This window comes from Streptomyces sp. NRRL S-378 (genome assembly GCF_000720645.1).
Classification (GTDB): Bacteria; Actinomycetota; Actinomycetes; order Streptomycetales; family Streptomycetaceae; genus Streptomyces.
Genome location: NZ_JOBX01000070.1, coordinates 1 through 17069, shown reverse-complemented (window position 1 = coordinate 17069; position 17069 = coordinate 1). Strand labels below are relative to the sequence as shown.

Here is a 17069-nt window from a genome sequence, read left to right as displayed (position 1 = left end):
TTGGGCTGAACGGGTGAAACACGAGAGGATGGGGGGATGCACATGAAGCGCGCGGCCGAGGCGGCCCGGTGAGCAGGTACGACGTCACCGACGAACAGTGGGAGGGGCTCGCGCAGGTGGTACCCCTGCGCAGTCGCAACGAATGGCCCTCCCGGGTGGACCACCGCACGATTCCCAAGTCGCCCGGGGCGACGGCGGCGGAGCAGCGGCGCTTCGTGGTGATCAGAGTCCAGATCTTCGCGGACGCGCGGGAGGTGGCCGAGTACCTGATCGCGCAGATCCCGGTGCTGCTCGACCTCACCGGCGCGGACAGCGAAGTGGCCAAGCGGATCCTGGACTTCAGCAGCGGGGTGGTCTTCGGGCTGGGCAGCGGGATGCACCGGGTGGACCGGAACGTCTTCCTCCTGGCGCCGGTCGGGACCGAGGTCGAAGGGATCGCGGCCGCGGCCGTCCCCCGATCGTAGGAAGGTCCCTACGAAGGAACGGTTCGCCGGGGCCGCGGGGGGTCCGGCGGCCCGTACCGTCCGGCGGATGGACGCCACCGCCGTCGCGTCGGGCGACGACACCCGCACCGATTCCCCCGAGGCCGGACCGTCCGGCGAGTCCTCCACGTCCCAGCCACCGCTCCCGGCCCGGTACGGCCCTCCCGCCGTGCCCACCGCCGCGGCGGCGGCCGGCGATCCGGCGGGAGGGGCCGGGACGCCCGGCGATCCGGGCCCGTCCGTACCTCCCGCGCCGGCCGCCGGTGCGGGCGCGGATCCCGTCGTGCCGGCGCAGGCGGCCCGGGGTGGCGACGCCGGCCGGCCCGCCGAGCCCGCGCAGCGGCAGCCGTACGCGCGGCCCGTGATCAGCGAGTTACGGCTGTCCGCCTTCGGGCGGCACCGGTCCGCAGCCTTCCCGCTGGGGCCCGTCACCCTCTTCGCGGGGCCGAGCGGCAGCGGCAAGTCCCAGGTCCTGGCCGCCTACGAGGCCCTGGCCGGGCTGGGCTCGGGCGCCACCCTCGAAACGGTCTTCCCCGACCCCGGGGCCCGCATCCCCGACGGCGCCGTCCCCGACGCCCAGCGGCGGCGCGGCTTCCGGCTCGGCTGTACGGTCGACGGCCCCGCCGGTCCCGTCCGGCTCGAACTCGCCGTCCAGGCCGAACCCGCCCTGCGGATCGTCGGCGAACGGCTCTCCCAGGGCGGGCAGATCCTGTTCGCCACCGCCCTGCGCGACCCGGGCCGGCGCTCGGTGCAGGCCTCCTGGCTGACCGGCGGCGCCGTCGGCGTCACCCGGGCCCCGCTGCCCGACGACCGGCTCGGCACCGCGCTGCTCCCGCTGCGGGTCGCCGGATCCACGGCCGGCCAGCGGCAGGTGCTGGCCGCCGCCGAGCAGGTGGTCGTGGCCCTGCGCTCGGTGTTCGCCTGCGACCCCCGCCCGGACCGGATGCGCGCGCCCGTCCCGCCGGGCGAGGGGCGGCTGCTGGGCGACTGCGCCAACCTGGCCGACGTCCTGCGCCGGACCCGCCACGAATGCGGGACCCGCCACGCGCTGCTGGCCGGGGCCGCGCGGACCGGCTGCGCGGGGCCCGTCGCCGGACTCGGCGTACGCGCCCCCGCGGGCGGCGCCGTCACCGCGGTCCTGGACCGTGGACCGGGTCGCCCCGCCACGGAACTGGCCCGGCTCGGCTCGGGTGAGCTCCGTTTCCTCGCGCTGGCGCTGGTCCTGCTCACCGGGCCGGGGGTGCTGGACATGGACCCGGCCGCCGAACTGCTCTCCGCGCGGCAGGCGCTGACCGTGCTGGCCGACGGCTTCGACCACGGGCTGGACGGGGGTCAGGCCGGCGAGCTGCTGCGGCTGGCGCTGCTGTCCTGCGGCCGCGGCCACGTCCGGCTGGTGGCGGCCGTGGGGGAGGGGACCGCGGCCGCCGCCCGCCGTCTGGGCGGAGTGTCGGTGGTAGACCTGTCGGTATGAACGAGACGCAGGAGCCCCGGCCGTCCGAGCGGCGGCCCGACGAACGGCTGGACGTGCTGCAGCGCAGGCTCGCGCAGTTCGCGGCGGCGCGCGGGTGGGAGCCGTACCACACCCCCAAGAACCTGGCGGTGGCGCTGAGCGTGGAGGCGGCCGAACTGGTCGAGATCTTCCAGTGGCTGACGCCGGAACAGTCGGCGAAGGTCATGGAGGAACCGGAATCCGCCCACCGCGTGGCCGATGAGGTCGCCGACGTGCTCGCGTATCTGCTGCAGTTCTGCGAGGTTCTCGGGGTGGATGTGCTGGATGCGCTCGCCGCGAAGATCGAGCGGAATGAACTGCGCTTCCCTGTAACGGGTGGTCCGACACCGAATCGTCACTCTTCGGAGTGATGGACTCCTCCACAATCACGTTTCTGTCCACATTTTCCGAATACCCCTGGCTTTACTGGCCCGTTGCCCTCACTCTGGGTAGTGGTGAGGACGGAATGTCGTGCGGACGGGGGACGGCATATGGATGCGGTACGGCTCATCGCGGCCGGCCGGCACGCGCTGGCACAGAGCGGGGCTGCGTGGGGCATCGTGGGCGAGGCCTGGCAGGCCCAGGCGCTCGCGCAGGGGATCGGGAGCTGGCTGGCGGTCACCGGGCCGCCGGAGCTGAGACCGGAGGCACGGGGACTGGGGGAAGCGGGAGGCAGAGGATGCGGGGTACTGGACCGGGCGGCCCTGCGCGGCGAGGGCAGCGCGCCCGAGTACCCGCCGCGAGCCGCACAGCTGAGCGGGGTGGCGGATCTCCGGCAGGCACTGCTCGCCCTCCAGGCACTCCTGGGCGAAGTGGGGATAGCCCTGGTCGGGGTGGCCTGCGGCACGGACGACGAGACCCTGTACTGGCAGTGCATAGAGTCGATCGACGCGGCTGACGAATCGAGCGACCGGGTACGGGCGCTCCTGCGCCGCATGACGGTACGCGAGCGGGGGTCAGCCTCGGGCGTGGCCTGAGCCGGGCACGGCCCGGTAGGGGCGGCGCGGCGAGCGGCACGGGCCGGGTCCCGCCGTGCGCGACGGGACCCGCACGGTCAGGCGGACCGGTGGGACGGGCTCTCGGTCCCGGCGGTGCGCTCTGCGGAGGACTGGAGATCGGCGTCGAGTTGCGACAGGTCGGCGTTCAGCGCCGCCATCAGCTCCTCCATCTGCTGCAGCAGGCCCTTCTCCGCCCCGCCGCCCGGGGCGGACACCGCGCGGTCCTGCTGCGCCCCGTGCGCTGCCTGTCCGCTCCGGTCGGTCTGTCGGGGGGTCTCCGGCACGGCCTCGTGGGACATGGCGGCCTCCTCGGCCCTGGCCCTTTCCCGCGGGGGAAGGGGGCGGTGGACGCACCGGCGCGAAGCCGCCGGCGCGCGGGCCGGGCGGTCCGGCTCCGCCCGCCCCAACGATCCCCGTCCGGGCCGGTCACTGGCGGCCCGGGGCCCCGACACGTCCGGTTGACGAAGATTCACCCTGGCGGCGCGGGCGGGGCAGGATGGAAGGCATGGATCTTCGCATTTTCACCGAGCCCCAGCAGGGCGCGAGCTACGACACCCTCCTGACCGTCGCCAGGGCCACCGAGGACCTCGGATTCGATGCGTTCTTCCGTTCCGACCACTACCTGCGGATGGGAGCCGCCGACGGTCTGCCCGGCCCCACCGACGCCTGGATCACCCTCGCGGGCCTGGCCCGCGAGACCAGGCGGATCCGCCTCGGCACCCTGATGACGGCCGGCACCTTCCGGCTGCCCGGAGTCCTCGCCATCCAGGTGGCCCAGGTCGACCAGATGTCCGGCGGCCGCGTCGAGCTGGGCCTGGGCGCGGGCTGGTTCGAGGACGAGCACAAGGCCTACGGGATCCCCTTCCCGGCGGACCGGATGTCCCGGCTGGAGGAACAGCTGGCCATCGTCACCGGTCTGTGGGCCACCGAGCCCGGTGCCACCTTCGACTACGCGGGCAACCACTACCGCGTGGAGAACTCGCCCGCGCTCCCCAAGCCCGTCCAGGCCAGGGTCCCGGTCCTCGTCGGCGGCCACGGGGCCAGGCGGACGCCGCGGCTCGCCGCGCGGTACGCGGACGAGTTCAACATGCCGTTCGCGTCGATCGCCGACAGCGAGCGGCAGTTCGGCCGGGTCCGGGAGGCCGCCGCACAGGTCGGCCGGGGGCCCGACGACCTCGTGTGCTCCAACGCCCTCGTGGTGTGCGTGGGCAAGGACGACGCCGAGGTGGCCCGCCGGGCGGCCGCCATCGGCCGGGACGTCGACGAGCTCAAGGCCAACGGCCTCGCAGGCTCCCCGGCCGAGGTCGTGGAGAAGATCGGTGCCTACGGCGCCGTCGGTTCCTCCCGCGTCTACCTTCAGCTGCTCGACCTCGACGACCTGGACCACCTGGAGCTGATCTCCGCCCAGGTGCTCTCCCAGCTCCGTTAGCGCAGGGGAGGACCGATGCCCCGCGCGACCCGCCCGCTCGCCGAAGTCCTGGCCCACCGGACCGTCGTCCTGGACGGCGGCCTCAGCAACCAGCTCGCCGCCCAGGGCTGCGACCTGACCGGAGGCCTCTGGACCGGCCGGGTGCTCGACGAGCGGCCGGTCCAGGTCGAGGCCGCCCACACGGCGTACGCGCGGGCCGGCGCCGAGGTGCTGATCACCGCCGCCTACCAGGTCGGCTACGAGGCCTTCGCCGCCCACGGCCGCGACCGCGACGCGACCACCGCCCTGCTGCACCGCAGCGTCGCGCTCGCCGCCCGGGCGGCCGAGGCCGCCGAGCACGAGGTGTGGGTGGCCGCCTCGGTCGGCCCGTACGGAGCGGTGCTGGCGGACGGCTCCGAGTACCGCGGCCGGTACGGCCTGAGCGTGCGCGAGCTCGCCGCGTTCCACCGCCCCCGCATCGAAGCCCTGCTCGCCGCGGGCCCCGACGTACTGGCCGTGGAGACCATCCCCGATCCGGACGAGGCCGCGGCGGTGCTCACCGTCCTCGCCGAGACGGACGCCCCGGCCTGGCTGAGCTACACCGTGGCCGACGGCCGCACCCGGTCCGGACATCCGCTGACCGGGGCCTTCGCGCTCGCCGCGCAGGCCCCCCAGGTCATCGCGGTCGGGGTCAACTGCTGCGACCCCGCGGACGTCCTCCCGGCCCTGGAAGCGGCGGCCTCCGTCACGGCCAAGCCCCTGCTGGCCTACCCCAACGACGGCTCCGTCTGGGAGCCGGCCACCGGCACCTGGCGGGCACCCGGGTCCATGCCCCCCTGGCCCACGGACGCCTGGCGCCGCACCGGAGCCCGGCTCATCGGCGGGTGCTGCCGCATCGGACCCGACCGGATCGCGGAACTGGCCCGGGAGCACGGCCGGCCGATCATGTGACGATGGGTCAACACCCGGTCACGTGGCGGTGAACCCGTGCAGGGCGTCCATCGCGCCCGGTCCCGCCGTCACTGGCGTTCGCAGCCGACGCCGTCGCCGTCACGGTCGAGGTGGCGGGCGTAGCCCGGGTCTCCCCGGCGGATCGGGGCCGCGCCCGCCGCCCGTACCGCGTCGCAGTTGCGGTACGAGACGCTGCCGCCGCCTGAGCCGGTGCCGTCACCGTCGGACGCCGGGGCGGTCGTCCGGGCGGCCGTGGGGGCAGGGGCGGGGACGGTGGAGGGTACATGGCGCTCCTGGAGCCGGACACGGTGCGGAGCGCGCGAGCCTATCCAGAAGGTTGAAGATCGTACTTGTTTTCGCCGGAATCCGTTGGCCCGAGCACGACCGGACAGTCATGCTGAACCGCATGTTCCTTACGATCACCACCACTGGGACCGCCGACAATCCGGCGACTGACCTGGGATTTCTCCTGCACAAGCACCCGGACCGGGTACGCGTGGAGAACCAGTCCCACGGCACCGCCCACGTGTTCTACCCCGAGGCCACGGCCGAGCGGTGCACGGCGGCCCTGCTGCTGGAGGTCGACCCCGTCGCGCTCGTCCGCCGCGGGAAGGGCAAGGGCCGGGGCGGAGCGCCCGACGCCGCGCTCGCCCAGTACGTCAACGACCGTCCGTACGCCGCCTCCTCGCTGCTCGCCGTCGCGCTCAGCGGGGTGTTCCGCACCGCCCTGAAGGGACAGTGCGTCCTGCGCCCGGAACTCCCGGACCGGGCGCGCCCACTGCGCGTCGAGATCCCCGTGCTCCCCGCACGCGGCGGAGCCGCGATGGTGCACCGGCTGTTCGACCCGCTCGGCTGGGACCTCGTACGGGCCGAGGCCGTACCGCTCGACGAACAGTTCCCCGAGTGGGGGGACTCCCGCTACGTACGCCTCGTGCTGGAGGGCGAGCTGCGCCTCGCCGATGCCCTGCGCCAGCTCTACGTGCTCCTGCCCGTCCTCGACGACGCCAAGCACTACTGGATCGCCTCCGACGAGGTCGACAAGCTGCTGCGCGCCGGGGACGGCTGGCTCGCCGCGCACCCCGAGCACGCGCTGATCAGCTCCCGTTACCTGGCCCGCCACAAGCGGCTGACCCAGGACGCCATCGAGCGGCTGGAACTGGTCCGCCTCGCCGAGTCCGACGGCAGCGAGGTCGAGGAACTCGACAACGCCGTCGACGAGACGCGCGACACGCAGGAGCGCCCCGTACCGCTCGCCGCGCGGCGGCGCGAGGCGATCCTCACCGCCCTGCGCGCCGCCGGCGCCCAGCGGGTGCTGGACCTCGGCTGCGGACAGGGCCAGTTGGTGCAGGCGCTGCTGGGGGACCCCGCGTACACCGAGATCGTCGGCATGGACGTCTCCGTGCGGGCCCTGACCATCGCCGCCCGGCGGCTGCGGCTGGAGCGGATGGGAGAGCGGCAGCGCTCCCGCGTCACGCTGTTCCAGGGTTCGCTCGCCTACACCGACAAGCGGCTGGCCGGCTACGACGCGGCCGTGCTCAGCGAGGTCATCGAGCACCTCGACCCGGAGCGGCTGCCCGCGCTGGAGTACGCGGTGTTCGGCTCGGCCCGCCCCCGCACGGTCCTCGTCACCACCCCGAACGTCGAGTACAACGTCCGCTGGGAGACCCTCCCGGCCGGGCACGTCCGGCACGGCGACCACCGCTTCGAGTGGACCCGCGAGGAGTTCCGCGCCTGGGCGGGACAGGTCGCCGCACGCTTCGGCTACACGGTCGCGTACGTACCCGTCGGCGACGACGACCCCGAGGTCGGGCCGCCGACCCAGATGGCCGTCTTCACCCAGGACGACGCCCACCCCGCCACCACCACCGACTCCCCGAAGGAGGGCGAGGCAGCATGACCACCACCGAGAACAAGCGCACACTTCCCGTCACCGACCTGTCCCTCGTCGTCCTGATCGGGGCCACCGGATCGGGCAAGTCCACCTTCGCCCGCAAGCACTTCAAGCCCACCGAGGTCATCTCCTCCGACTACTGCCGGGGCCTGGTCTGCGACGACGAGAACGACCAGAGCGCGAGCCGGGACGCCTTCGACGTCCTGCACTACATCGCCGGCAAACGCCTCGCCGCCGGCCGTCTGACCGTCGTCGACGCCACCAGCGTGCAGGCCGACGCCCGCCGGCAGCTCGTCGCGCTCGCCCGCGAGCACGACGTGCTGCCCATCGCCATCGTCCTGGACATGCCCGAACAGGTCTGCGCCGAGCGCAACGCGGCCCGCCCCGACCGGGCCGGCCTGCCCCGCGCGGTCATCCAGCGGCACCGCCGCGACCTGCGCCGCTCCCTGCGCGGTCTGGAGCGCGAGGGCTTCCGCAAGGTGCACGTGCTGCGCTCCGTCGAGGAGGCCGAGGCCGCCGAGGTCGTCCTGGAGAAGCGGTTCAACGACCTCACCCACCTCACCGGCCCCTTCGACATCGTCGGTGACGTCCACGGCTGTTCCTCCGAGCTGGAGACCCTGCTCGGCAAGCTCGGCTACGAGGACGGCGTCCACCCCGAGGGCCGCACGGCCGTCTTCGTCGGCGACCTCGTCGACCGCGGCCCCGACAGCCCGGGCGTCCTGCGCCGCGTGATGGGCATGGTCAAGTCCGGCAACGCCCTGTGCGTGCCCGGGAACCACGAGAACAAGCTCGGCCGTTACCTCAAGGGCTCCAAGGTCCAGCAGACCCACGGCCTCGCCGAGACGATCGAGCAGCTCTCCCACGAGCCGCCGGAGTTCGTCGAGGAGGTGCGGGAGTTCATCCGCGGCCTCGTCAGCCACTACGTCCTCGACGGCGGGAAGCTGGTGGTCTGCCACGCCGGGCTGCCCGAGAAGTACCACGGCCGTACCTCCGGCCGGGTCCGCTCGCACGCCCTGTACGGGGAGACCACCGGCGAGACCGACGAGTTCGGCCTGCCCGTGCGCTACCCGTGGGCCGAGGACTACCGTGGCAAGGCCGTCGTCGTCTACGGCCACACCCCCGTCCCGAACACCGCCTGGATCAACAACACCATCTGCCTCGACACCGGAGCCGTCTTCGGCGGCCGGATGACCGCCCTGCGCTGGCCCGAGCGCGAACTGGTCGACGTACCGGCCGAGAAGGTCTGGTACGAGCCGGTCAAGCCGCTCGTCACCGAGGTGCCGGGCGGGCATGACGGACGCCCGCTGGACCTGGCCGACGTCCACGGGCGCCGGGTCGTGGAGACCCGGCACCTGGGCAACGTCGCCGTCCGCGAGGAGAACGCGGCCGCCGCCCTGGAGGTCATGAGCCGCTTCGCCGTGGACCCGCGACTGGTCCCGTACCTGCCGCCCACCATGGCGCCGACCGCGACCTCCCGCGAGGACGGCTACCTGGAGCACCCGGCCGAGGCCTTCGCCCAGTACCGCCACGACGGCGTCGACCGGGTGGTGTGCGAGGAGAAGCACATGGGCTCCCGTGCCACCGTCCTGCTCTGCAAGGACGCCGACGCCGCCCGCGAGCGGTTCGGCGCGGACGGTCCGACCGGATCCGTGTACACGCGCACAGGCCGGCCCTTCTTCCACGACCCCGAGGTGACCGAGGAGGTCCTGGCGCGGCTGCGCGCCGCGGTCACCGGCGCCGGACTGTGGGAGGAGCTGGGCACCGACTGGCTGCTGCTCGACGGGGAACTCCTGCCCTGGTCCCTGAAGTCGGGCGGCCTCCTGCGCAACCAGTACGCCGCCGTGGGCGCCGCGTCGCGGACCGTCTTCCCCGGTGCCGTCGCAGCCCTGGAGGCGGCGCTCGCGCGCGGCGTCGACACCGGCGCCCTGCTGGAGCGCCAGCGTGCCCGGGCCGCGGACGCGACGGCCTTCACCGAGGCCTACCGCCGCTACTGCTGGACCACCGACGGGCTGGACGGCGTACGGTTCGCGCCGTTCCAGCTGCTGGCCGTGGCCGGGCGGTCGCTGGCCGCCGTACCCCACGACGAGCAGCTGGCGTGGCTCGACCGGCTGGTCGAGGCCGACGATCCGGGCACGCCGGGCGGCACCGGGCTGCTGCGCCGCACCGCCCGGATCCTGGTGGACACCGGGGACGAGGAGTCCGTGCGGGCCGCCACCGACTGGTGGCTGGAGCTGACGGCCGCCGGCGGCGAGGGCATGGTCGTCAAGCCGCTCCGGGCCTACGCCCGCGACGGCAAGGGCCGACTGGTCCAGCCCGGGGTGAGGGGGGCCGGGGGGGCCGTGGGGGGGGGTCGAGGAGCCGGTCTTCGCGGTCCTCGCGCTGGAGTCGGAGCCGGTCGACCCGCGGCTGTGACGGCCACGACGACGGCCGTGGCCGCGGCCGTCGGCGTAAAGGCGGAGCCCCCGTACGGCCTCGAATTAGGTCGTATGGGGGAACTTTCGCGGTGAAAGCCGGGGAACCACGGGCGGGATCGTTCATCCAGGGCAGCGGAACGACCGTGACCCTGGAAGGACGGAACGTCACCTATGAAGATGACCGCGCGCGGAAGCATTGCGGCGCTCTTGACCTGTATGGCAGCGGCCGGTGTGGCCACCCCGGCCGCGGCCGACGGGGTGCCGGTGGGCGTCCCGCTCGAAGGTGTGGAGACCACGACCGGCCTGGCCGTGCCGCGGATCGCCACCGCGGTGCCGCTGCCGGTCGTCGGAGCGCCCGAGGCCCCCCGCATGCACAAGGGGGACATGCTTCCCACGCCGCTGCTCCCGGCGGTCCCGATCGCCACCGAGCTCGGCGACACCCTGGTGACCTCTCCGCTGCCGAACCTGGTGGGCCGCCCGGAGACGGACGGCGAGGGCTCCGTGGAGTCGCCCGCCACCACCGTCCGCACCCGTACCCCGGGCGCGGTCGTCGGTTCCCCGCTCACGATGCCGGACGGGTCCAACTCCGGGCTGCCGAACCTGACCACCCCCAAGCTGGGTCTCCTCGCGCCGGAGATCACGGGTGCGCCGGAAGCGCTCCTCGGTGTCGGCCTGCCCCGCTGAGCCGACGCCACCTCAAAAGGCCGCCCGGTCTGCGAACGTGTACGACATGGGATTCCACGTCGACTCCGAGACCGGGCGGCTGCGCCGCGTCATCCTCCACCGGCCCGACCTGGAGCTGAAGCGGCTCACACCGAGCAACAAGGACGCGCTCCTCTTCGACGACGTGCTGTGGGTGCGCAGGGCGCGTCAGGAGCACGACGGCTTCGCGGACGTGCTGCGGGACCGGGGCGTGGAGGTCCATCTCTTCGGGGACCTGCTGTGCGAGGTGCTGGACGTCCCGGAGGCCAAACGCCTGGTCCTGGACCGGGTCTTCGACGAGAAGGAGTACGGGCCGCTCGCCACCGATCACCTGCGGGCCGTCTTCGACGGGCTGACCCCGGCGGCGCTGGCGCAGGCGCTGGTCGGCGGCATGACCAAGCGCGAGTTCCTGGAGCGGCACGCCGAGCCCGTGTCCGTACGCTTCCACGCCCTGGACCTCGACGACTTCCTGCTGGGGCCGCTGCCCAACCACCTCTTCACCCGTGACACCTCCGCATGGATCTACGACGGGGTGTCGATCAACGCGATGCGCTGGCCCGCCCGGCAGCGCGAGACCGTGCACTTCGAGGCGATCTACCGCCACCACCCGCTCTTCACCGCCTCCGGGGCCTTCCACTACTGGTCACAGGGCCAGGTGGACTACCCCTCGACGATCGAGGGCGGTGACGTCCTCGTCATCGGCAACGGCGCCGTGCTGATCGGGATGAGCGAGCGGACCACGCCGCAGGCGGTGGAGATGCTGGCGCGCGGCCTGTTCGCCGCCGGTTCGGCGACCTCCATCGTGGCCCTCGACATGCCGAAGCACCGGGCCTTCATGCACCTGGACACCGTGATGACGATGGTCGACGGAGATACGTTCACTCAGTACGCGGGGCTCGGCATGCTCCCCTCCTACACGATCGAGCCGGGTGACGGGGGCAACGAGCTGAAGGTGACCGACCACCCGGCGGAGCACATGCACCGGGCCATCGCGGCGGCGCTCTCGCTCGACTCGATCCGGGTGCTCACCGCGACCCAGGACGTGCACTCGGCACAGCGCGAGCAGTGGGACGACGGGTGCAACGTGCTCGCCGTCGAGCCGGGCGTGGTCGTCGCCTACGAACGGAACGTGACCACCAACACGCACCTGCGCAAGCAGGGCATCGAGGTGATCGAGATCCCGGGCAGCGAGCTGGGGCGGGGCCGGGGCGGACCGCGCTGCATGAGCTGTCCCGTGGAGCGGGACGCCGTCTGAGCAGGAAGGTCCCCGGCGGGGCGCGGGAGAGGTCACACCACAGGCTCTGTATATCAATACGGTGCGTCGTATAGACTTCCAGCATCCCCTGTCACCGTGACGCTGGAGCGACCCCATGGCCCCCGACCTCAAAGGCCGCAGTTTTCTCAAGGAGCTGGACTTCACGGCCGCCGAGTTCCGCGGCCTGGTCGAGCTCGCCGCCGACCTGAAGGCGGCCAAGAGGGCCGGGGTCGAGCAGCGCCTGCTCCGGGGCCGGAACATCGCTCTGATCTTCGAGAAGACCTCGACGCGCACCCGCTGCGCCTTCGAGGTCGCCGCCGCAGACCAGGGCGCCCACACCGTCTACCTCGACCCGGCCGGCTCCCAGATGGGGCACAAGGAGTCGGTCCGGGACACCGCCCGGGTGCTGGGCCGCATGTTCGACGGGATCGAGTACCGGGGCGACAGCCAGGAGGCCGTCGAGGAGCTCGCCGCGCACTCCGGCGTCCCCGTCTTCAACGGCCTGACCGACGACTGGCACCCCACCCAGATGCTCGCCGACGTCCTCACGATGACCGAGCACAGCACCAAGCCGCTGAACCGTATCGCCTTCGCCTACCTCGGCGATGCCCGCTTCAACATGGGCAACTCGTACCTCGTGACCGGTGCGCTGCTGGGCATGGACGTACGGATCGTCGCGCCCAAGGAGTACTGGCCCGCCGAACAGGTGGTGGCCGAGGCGCGCAGGCTCGCGGCGGACAGCGGCGCGCGGATCACCCTGACCGAGGAGGTCGCCGAGGGGGTCGCGCAGGCCGACTTCGTCGTCACCGACGTCTGGGTGTCCATGGGGGAGCCCAAGGACGTCTGGGACGAGCGGATCGCGGCCCTGGCCCCGTACGCCGTCACCATGGACGTGCTGCGGGCCACCGGGAACCCGGACGTGAAGTTCATGCACTGCCTGCCGGCCTTCCACGACCTGGGCACCAAGGTGGCCCGGGAGATCCACGAGCGGCACGGGCTCGACTCGCTGGAGGTGACGGACGAGGTGTTCGAGTCGGAGCACTCCATCGTCTTCGACGAGGCCGAGAACCGGCTGCACACCATCAAGGCCGTACTCGTCGCCACGCTCGGCCGGCCCGGCCCGGGTGACGCATAGTCATACGAGGGATCGCCGCCCCTGGGGTGGGCGCGGTCAGGCGTCGGCCGGAAGGAGCCGCCGCGAGGGCAGGGTGAACCACACCGCCTTGCCGTGCGGCGTGCGGCGGTGGCCGCAGGCCGAGCTCAGGGTCCGGACCAGCAGGAGGCCGCGGCCGTGCTCCTGCCAGGGGTCGGGGTGGGCGTCACCGGGCCGGGCCGAGAGGGCACCGGGCGGCTGCGGGTCGCCGTCGTGGACCTCGACCCGGCAGCCGTTCGCCAGGAGTTCCACGACCAGCTCGATCGGGGCGCAGGGCGGGGTGTGCTGCACCGCGTTGGCGACCAGTTCCGCGGTCAGCAGCTCCGCGGTGTCGCCGTCGGCGGGCGCGTCGGCGTCGGCCAGCGCCGTGCGGACGAGGGCGCGGGCGAGGGGTACTGCGGCCGCCGAGTGGGGCAGGGTGATCCGCCAGGCGGGGGGTGCGGGCACTGCAGGATCTTCCTTTCCGTGCGGGGCCGCATCGCGTCGGCGGCCGGGCCGGGGGACTCTCGCCGTGGGTCCGTGCCTGCCGGCTCGCGCCGGGGGTGCGTGGTTCCGTGGGGTTCGGGCTCGGTGGGGGAACTATCTATTTCAACGATACGGAGTCGAAATTCGATCCCGTGAGGCACCCCTGGCCCCGAGAGCAGGCCGCCAGGGCCAGGTGTGTAGCGTTTCTCTGACGATGGTCACGATCTGGTGATAACGTCGGTCGTGTGAGCCCCTTCACCGGTTCCACACCAGCGACCGAACGGTGGCACCACCTCCGGGTCACCCGGCAGGACGGCGTCGCCACCGTCACCTTCGACCGCCCCGAGAAGATCAACGCGCTCACCTTCGGCGCCTACGCCGACCTGCGCGATCTGCTCGCCGAACTGTCCCGCGAGCGGTCCGTGCGCGCCCTCGTCCTGGGCGGCGAGGGCCGCGGCTTCTGCTCCGGCGGAGACGTCGACGAGATCATCGGCGCCACCCTCGCCATGGACACCGCCCAGCTCCTCGACTTCAACCGGATGACCGGCCAGGTGGTCCGCGCGATCCGCGAATGCCCCTTCCCCGTGATCGCCGCCGTGCACGGGGTGGCCGCCGGAGCCGGCGCCGTCCTCGCGCTCGCCGCCGACTTCCGCATCGCCGACCCCACCGCACGCTTCGCCTTCCTCTTCACCCGCGTCGGCCTCTCCGGCGGCGACATGGGCGCCGCCTACCTGCTGCCCCGCGTCGTCGGCCTCGGCCACGCCACCCGCCTGCTGATGCTCGGCGAGCCCGTCCACGCCCCCGAGGCCGAACGGATCGGCCTGCTCAGCGAGCTCACCGAGGAGGGCAAGGCCCACGTACGGGCCGCCGAACTCGCCGCCCGCCTCGCCGCCGGCCCCTCCCTCGCCCACGCACAGACCAAGGCGCTGCTCACCGCCGAACTCGACATGCCGCTGGCCGCCTCCGTCGAGCTCGACGCGGCAACCCAGGCCCTGCTCATGAACGGCCAGGACTACGCGGAGTTCCACGCGGCCTTCACCGGGAAGCGGCCGCCGGAGTGGAAGGGCAGGTAACGCCATGCCGCACGGCAGCGCATTGCGGGTCGCCGTCGTCGGCGGCGGACCGGGTGGACTGTACGCCGCCGCGCTGCTGGCCCGCCGGGGCCACACCGTGGAGGTGTGGGAACGCAACGCCCCGGACGACACCTTCGGCTTCGGCGTCGTCCTCTCCGACGAGACCCTCGGCGGCATCGAACGGGCCGACACCGTCGTCCACGCGGCCCTCAGCGCCGAGTTCGTACGCTGGGACGACGTCGACATCGTGCACCGCGGACGACTGCTCACCTCCGGCGGTCACGGCTTCGCCGCCATCGGCCGGCGCCGGCTCCTGGAGATCCTGCACGAGCGGTGCGCCCGCCTCGGCGTCCGGCTCCGCTTCCGCACCGAGGCCCCGGACCTCACCGAGCTGCGGGCCACCCACGACCTGGTGGTCGCGGCCGACGGCGTGCACAGCGCGATCCGCGAGGCCGACGCCGCCCACTACGGGCCCACCCTCACCCCCGGCCGCTGCCGCTACATCTGGCTCGCCGCCGACTTCGCCTTCGACGCCTTCCGCTTCGAGATCGCCGAGACCGAGCACGGCGTCATGCAACTGCACGCCTACCCGTACGCCACGGACGCCTCCACCGTCATCGTCGAGATGCGCGAGGAGGTCTGGCGGGCGGCCGGCCTCGACCTCTGCGACGAGGAAGAGTCGGCGGCGCGCTGCGCCAAGATCTTCAGCGAGGCCCTGCGCGGACGGCCCCTGCACGGCAACCGCTCCACCTGGACGCAGTTCCGCACCGTCGTCAACGAGCACTGGTCGCACGGCAACGTGGCACTCGTCGGCGACGCCGCGCACACCGCCCACTTCTCCATCGGCTCCGGCACCAAACTGGCGGTCGAGGACGCCCTCGCCCTCGCCGAGGCCCTGGACGCGTCCGAAGGGGACGTACCGGCCGCCCTGACCGCGTACGAGACGGCCCGCCGCCCGGCGGTCGCCAGCACCCAGCGGGCCGCGGCCGCCAGCAGCCGCTGGTTCGAGGACGTCGCCGGATACCTCGACCAGCCCGCCCGGCAGTTCGCCTTCAACCTCCTCACCCGCAGCCGCCGCGTCACGCACGACAACCTGCGGCTGCGCGACGAACGCTTCACCCGCGCCGTGGAACGCGACTTCGGCTGCCCGGACGAGGCCACCCCGCCCATGTTCACCCCGCTCACCCTGCGCGGCCTCACCCTGCGCAACAGGGTCGTCGTCTCACCCATGGACATGTACTCGGCCCGCGACGGCGTGCCCGGCGACTTCCACCTCGTCCACCTCGGCGCGCGGGCGCTGGGCGGCGCCGGACTGATCATGACGGAGATGGTCTGCGTCAGCCCGGAAGGCCGCATCACCCCCGGCTGCACCGGCCTCTACACCCGGGAACAGGCCGAAGCGTGGCGGCGGATCACCGACTTCGTCCACACCTCGGCGCCCGGCGCCGCACTCGGCGTCCAGCTCGGCCACTCCGGCCGCAAAGGCTCGACCAGGCTGATGTGGGAGGGCATGGACGACCCCCTCCCCGAAGGTAACTGGCCGCTGGTGGCCGCCTCAGCCCTGCCCTACCGGCCCGGCGTGTCCGCCCTCCCGCGCGCCCTGGACCCGGCGGACCTCACCGCCCTGCGCTCCGACTTCGCGGCGGCCGCCGTCCGCGCCGCCGACTGCGGCTTCGACCTGCTCGAACTGCACTGCGCCCACGGCTACCTGCTCTCCGGCTTCCTCTCGCCGCTGACCAACCACCGCACCGACGCCTACGGCGGATCCCTGGAGAACCGGCTGCGCTTCCCGCTGGAGGTCTTCGACGCCGTCCGCGCGGTCTGGCCCGAGGACCGCCCCATGACGGTCCGCCTCTCGGCCACCGACTGGGCGCCCGGCGGCACCACGCCCGAGGAGGCGGTGGAGATCGCCGCCGCGTTCGCCGCCCGCGGCGCGGACGCCATCGACGTCTCCACCGGCCAGGTCGTCGCAGACGAGGCCCCCGAATACGGCCGCTCGTACCAGGCCCCGTACGCCGACCGGATCCGCAACGCGCTCGGCGTCCCCGTCATCGCCGTCGGGGCCATCTCCTCCTGGGACGACGTCAACTCCCTGCTGCTGGCGGGCCGGGCCGACCTGTGCGCCCTCGGCCGCCCCCACCTCTACGACCCCCACTGGACCCTGCACGCGGCCGCCGACCAGTCCTACGAAGGCCCGGCCGCCCCCTGGCCGACCCCTTACCGAGCCGGCAGCCGCAAGCCCCCCACGGGCCGGGGCTGACCCGCTCAGGCCGGGACGATCAGGACCCGGTCCTCCAACGGCACGTAACCCAGCCGGAGGCAGACGCCGTTGCTCGTCGCATTGGCCAGGTCGGTGAAGAGGACGATCTCGGAGGCCCCGGCCGCGTACCCGCGGCCGCGGAGCCCGGGCGGGGTGTAGACGGGCCCGATGCGAGAGGTGGAGCCGATCGGACGGGAGTGGGCGGCCGTGACCGGCAGGCCGAGCCGCCGGGAAGGAATCCCGGCCGACGGCCGGATCCAGGGGGCGATCCTGCGGGGCGGGGCCGGGAGGGGCGGGTTGACCGTGGGGTCCCTCCGGGGGGTCTCCTCGGCTCGCGCCAGGCGGCGGCGGTCCTGCCGTACGGCCACGGTTGCGCGCTCGTCCTGCGGGGACCTCCCTGCACGCCCCCACTCCCGCTCCGGCAACGCAGCGGCTGTCCGGGCACGACACCCCCGCAAGGGGGGGGGACCCGGCGGAGTGTCCCCGAAGGACGAGCCCGCGACCCAGCCCGCCTGCCCACGACAAGGC

At 73.4% G+C, this 17069-nt stretch carries 16 protein-coding genes and 1 pseudogene; 13 read left to right on the top strand and 4 right to left on the bottom strand.

All coding sequences use genetic code 11. The features are described from left to right. Window positions 1-68: 68 nt before the first annotated feature. From IH80_RS0132710 to IH80_RS0132695, 4 genes are all read left to right on the top strand, one after another. Window positions 69-464: a cell division protein SepF gene (locus tag IH80_RS0132710; protein ID WP_030651331.1), complete on the top strand. Its 396-nt coding sequence runs from the start codon at window positions 69-71 to the stop codon at window positions 462-464. Between the two features lie 67 nt (window positions 465-531). Continuing rightward, window positions 532-1953, top strand: coding sequence for an AAA family ATPase (locus IH80_RS0132705; RefSeq protein WP_234432453.1), 1422 nt, complete (start codon window positions 532-534; stop codon window positions 1951-1953). Beyond that, window positions 1950-2342 carry a nucleotide pyrophosphohydrolase gene (locus tag IH80_RS0132700; RefSeq protein WP_051810198.1) on the top strand — a complete coding sequence of 131 codons (393 nt, stop codon included), beginning with the start codon at window positions 1950-1952 and terminating at the stop codon, window positions 2340-2342. The genes IH80_RS0132705 and IH80_RS0132700 overlap by 4 nt, the downstream gene beginning before the upstream one ends. Window positions 2343-2462: 120 nt before the next feature. Then, window positions 2463-2948 (top strand): DUF6099 family protein, encoded by a 486-nt coding sequence (locus IH80_RS0132695; protein ID WP_030965297.1) that lies wholly within the window; start codon window positions 2463-2465, stop codon window positions 2946-2948. A 77-nt stretch (window positions 2949-3025) separates the two neighbouring features. Here the strand turns inward: IH80_RS0132695 and IH80_RS39995 are convergent, their stop codons facing one another. After that, window positions 3026-3268: a hypothetical protein gene (locus tag IH80_RS39995; RefSeq protein ID WP_037881822.1), complete on the bottom strand. Its 243-nt coding sequence runs from the start codon at window positions 3266-3268 to the stop codon at window positions 3026-3028. 206 nt (window positions 3269-3474) lie between these two features. On the opposite strand from IH80_RS39995, the gene IH80_RS0132685 reads away from it, so the two are divergent. After that, complete coding sequence (locus tag IH80_RS0132685; RefSeq protein WP_030965296.1) at window positions 3475-4398, top strand: LLM class F420-dependent oxidoreductase; 924 nt, start codon at window positions 3475-3477, stop codon at window positions 4396-4398. A 15-nt stretch (window positions 4399-4413) separates the two neighbouring features. Further along, window positions 4414-5328: a homocysteine S-methyltransferase gene (gene mmuM / locus IH80_RS0132680; RefSeq protein ID WP_030965295.1), complete on the top strand. Its 915-nt coding sequence runs from the start codon at window positions 4414-4416 to the stop codon at window positions 5326-5328. 68 nt (window positions 5329-5396) lie between these two features. On the opposite strand, the gene IH80_RS47500 is transcribed toward mmuM, so the two are convergent. Further along, complete coding sequence (locus IH80_RS47500) at window positions 5397-5657, bottom strand: excalibur calcium-binding domain-containing protein (protein ID WP_078906868.1); 261 nt, start codon at window positions 5655-5657, stop codon at window positions 5397-5399. Window positions 5658-5734: 77 nt separating this feature from the next. Between IH80_RS47500 and IH80_RS0132675 the strand changes: the two genes are divergently transcribed. From IH80_RS0132675 to argF, 5 genes and pseudogenes are all read left to right on the top strand, one after another. Then, window positions 5735-7225 (top strand): 3' terminal RNA ribose 2'-O-methyltransferase Hen1, encoded by a 1491-nt coding sequence (locus IH80_RS0132675; RefSeq protein ID WP_030965293.1) that lies wholly within the window; start codon window positions 5735-5737, stop codon window positions 7223-7225. Continuing rightward, a pseudogene (locus tag IH80_RS39990) lies at window positions 7222-9631 on the top strand (polynucleotide kinase-phosphatase). The gene IH80_RS0132675 and the pseudogene IH80_RS39990 overlap by 4 nt, the downstream one beginning before the upstream one ends. A gap of 218 nt (window positions 9632-9849) precedes the next feature. Next, on the top strand, window positions 9850-10317 hold the full coding sequence (locus tag IH80_RS0132665) for a hypothetical protein (RefSeq protein ID WP_234432452.1): 468 nt from the start codon (window positions 9850-9852) through the stop codon (window positions 10315-10317). A 46-nt stretch (window positions 10318-10363) separates the two neighbouring features. Next, on the top strand, window positions 10364-11590 hold the full coding sequence (locus IH80_RS0132660; protein WP_030965291.1) for an arginine deiminase: 1227 nt from the start codon (window positions 10364-10366) through the stop codon (window positions 11588-11590). Window positions 11591-11705: 115 nt separating this feature from the next. After that, window positions 11706-12725, top strand: coding sequence for an ornithine carbamoyltransferase (gene argF, locus IH80_RS0132655; RefSeq protein ID WP_030965290.1), 1020 nt, complete (start codon window positions 11706-11708; stop codon window positions 12723-12725). Between the two features lie 36 nt (window positions 12726-12761). On the opposite strand, the gene IH80_RS0132650 is transcribed toward argF, so the two are convergent. Continuing rightward, window positions 12762-13190 (bottom strand): ATP-binding protein, encoded by a 429-nt coding sequence (locus IH80_RS0132650; RefSeq protein WP_030965289.1) that lies wholly within the window; start codon window positions 13188-13190, stop codon window positions 12762-12764. Between the two features lie 263 nt (window positions 13191-13453). Here IH80_RS0132650 and IH80_RS0132645 point away from each other — a divergent pair, with 263 nt between their 5' ends. Both IH80_RS0132645 and IH80_RS0132640 read left to right on the top strand, forming a co-directional pair. After that, on the top strand, window positions 13454-14281 hold the full coding sequence (locus tag IH80_RS0132645) for an enoyl-CoA hydratase family protein (protein ID WP_030965287.1): 828 nt from the start codon (window positions 13454-13456) through the stop codon (window positions 14279-14281). Window positions 14282-14285: 4 nt separating this feature from the next. Next, window positions 14286-16541 (top strand): bifunctional salicylyl-CoA 5-hydroxylase/oxidoreductase, encoded by a 2256-nt coding sequence (locus IH80_RS0132640; protein WP_030965286.1) that lies wholly within the window; start codon window positions 14286-14288, stop codon window positions 16539-16541. Between the two features lie 5 nt (window positions 16542-16546). On the opposite strand, the gene IH80_RS47495 is transcribed toward IH80_RS0132640, so the two are convergent. After that, complete coding sequence (locus IH80_RS47495) at window positions 16547-16909, bottom strand: hypothetical protein (protein WP_030965285.1); 363 nt, start codon at window positions 16907-16909, stop codon at window positions 16547-16549. Window positions 16910-17069: the final 160 nt, after the last annotated feature.

Excerpts from the sequence above, each read along its gene's own strand:
- IH80_RS0132705 (WP_234432453.1), top strand. The coding sequence starts at position 532 with ATGGACGCCACCGCCGTCGCGTCGGGCGACGACACCCGCACCGATTCC.
- IH80_RS0132700 (WP_051810198.1), top strand. The coding sequence starts at position 1,950 with ATGAACGAGACGCAGGAGCCCCGGCCGTCCGAGCGGCGGCCCGACGAA.
- IH80_RS0132695 (WP_030965297.1), top strand. The coding sequence starts at position 2,463 with ATGGATGCGGTACGGCTCATCGCGGCCGGCCGGCACGCGCTGGCACAG.
- IH80_RS39995 (WP_037881822.1), bottom strand. The coding sequence starts at position 3,268 with ATGTCCCACGAGGCCGTGCCGGAGACCCCCCGACAGACCGACCGGAGC.
- IH80_RS0132685 (WP_030965296.1), top strand. The coding sequence starts at position 3,475 with ATGGATCTTCGCATTTTCACCGAGCCCCAGCAGGGCGCGAGCTACGAC.
- mmuM (WP_030965295.1), top strand. The coding sequence starts at position 4,414 with ATGCCCCGCGCGACCCGCCCGCTCGCCGAAGTCCTGGCCCACCGGACC.
- IH80_RS0132675 (WP_030965293.1), top strand. The coding sequence starts at position 5,735 with ATGTTCCTTACGATCACCACCACTGGGACCGCCGACAATCCGGCGACT.
- IH80_RS0132665 (WP_234432452.1), top strand. The coding sequence starts at position 9,850 with ATGGCAGCGGCCGGTGTGGCCACCCCGGCCGCGGCCGACGGGGTGCCG.
- IH80_RS0132660 (WP_030965291.1), top strand. The coding sequence starts at position 10,364 with ATGGGATTCCACGTCGACTCCGAGACCGGGCGGCTGCGCCGCGTCATC.
- argF (WP_030965290.1), top strand. The coding sequence starts at position 11,706 with ATGGCCCCCGACCTCAAAGGCCGCAGTTTTCTCAAGGAGCTGGACTTC.
- IH80_RS0132640 (WP_030965286.1), top strand. The coding sequence starts at position 14,286 with ATGCCGCACGGCAGCGCATTGCGGGTCGCCGTCGTCGGCGGCGGACCG.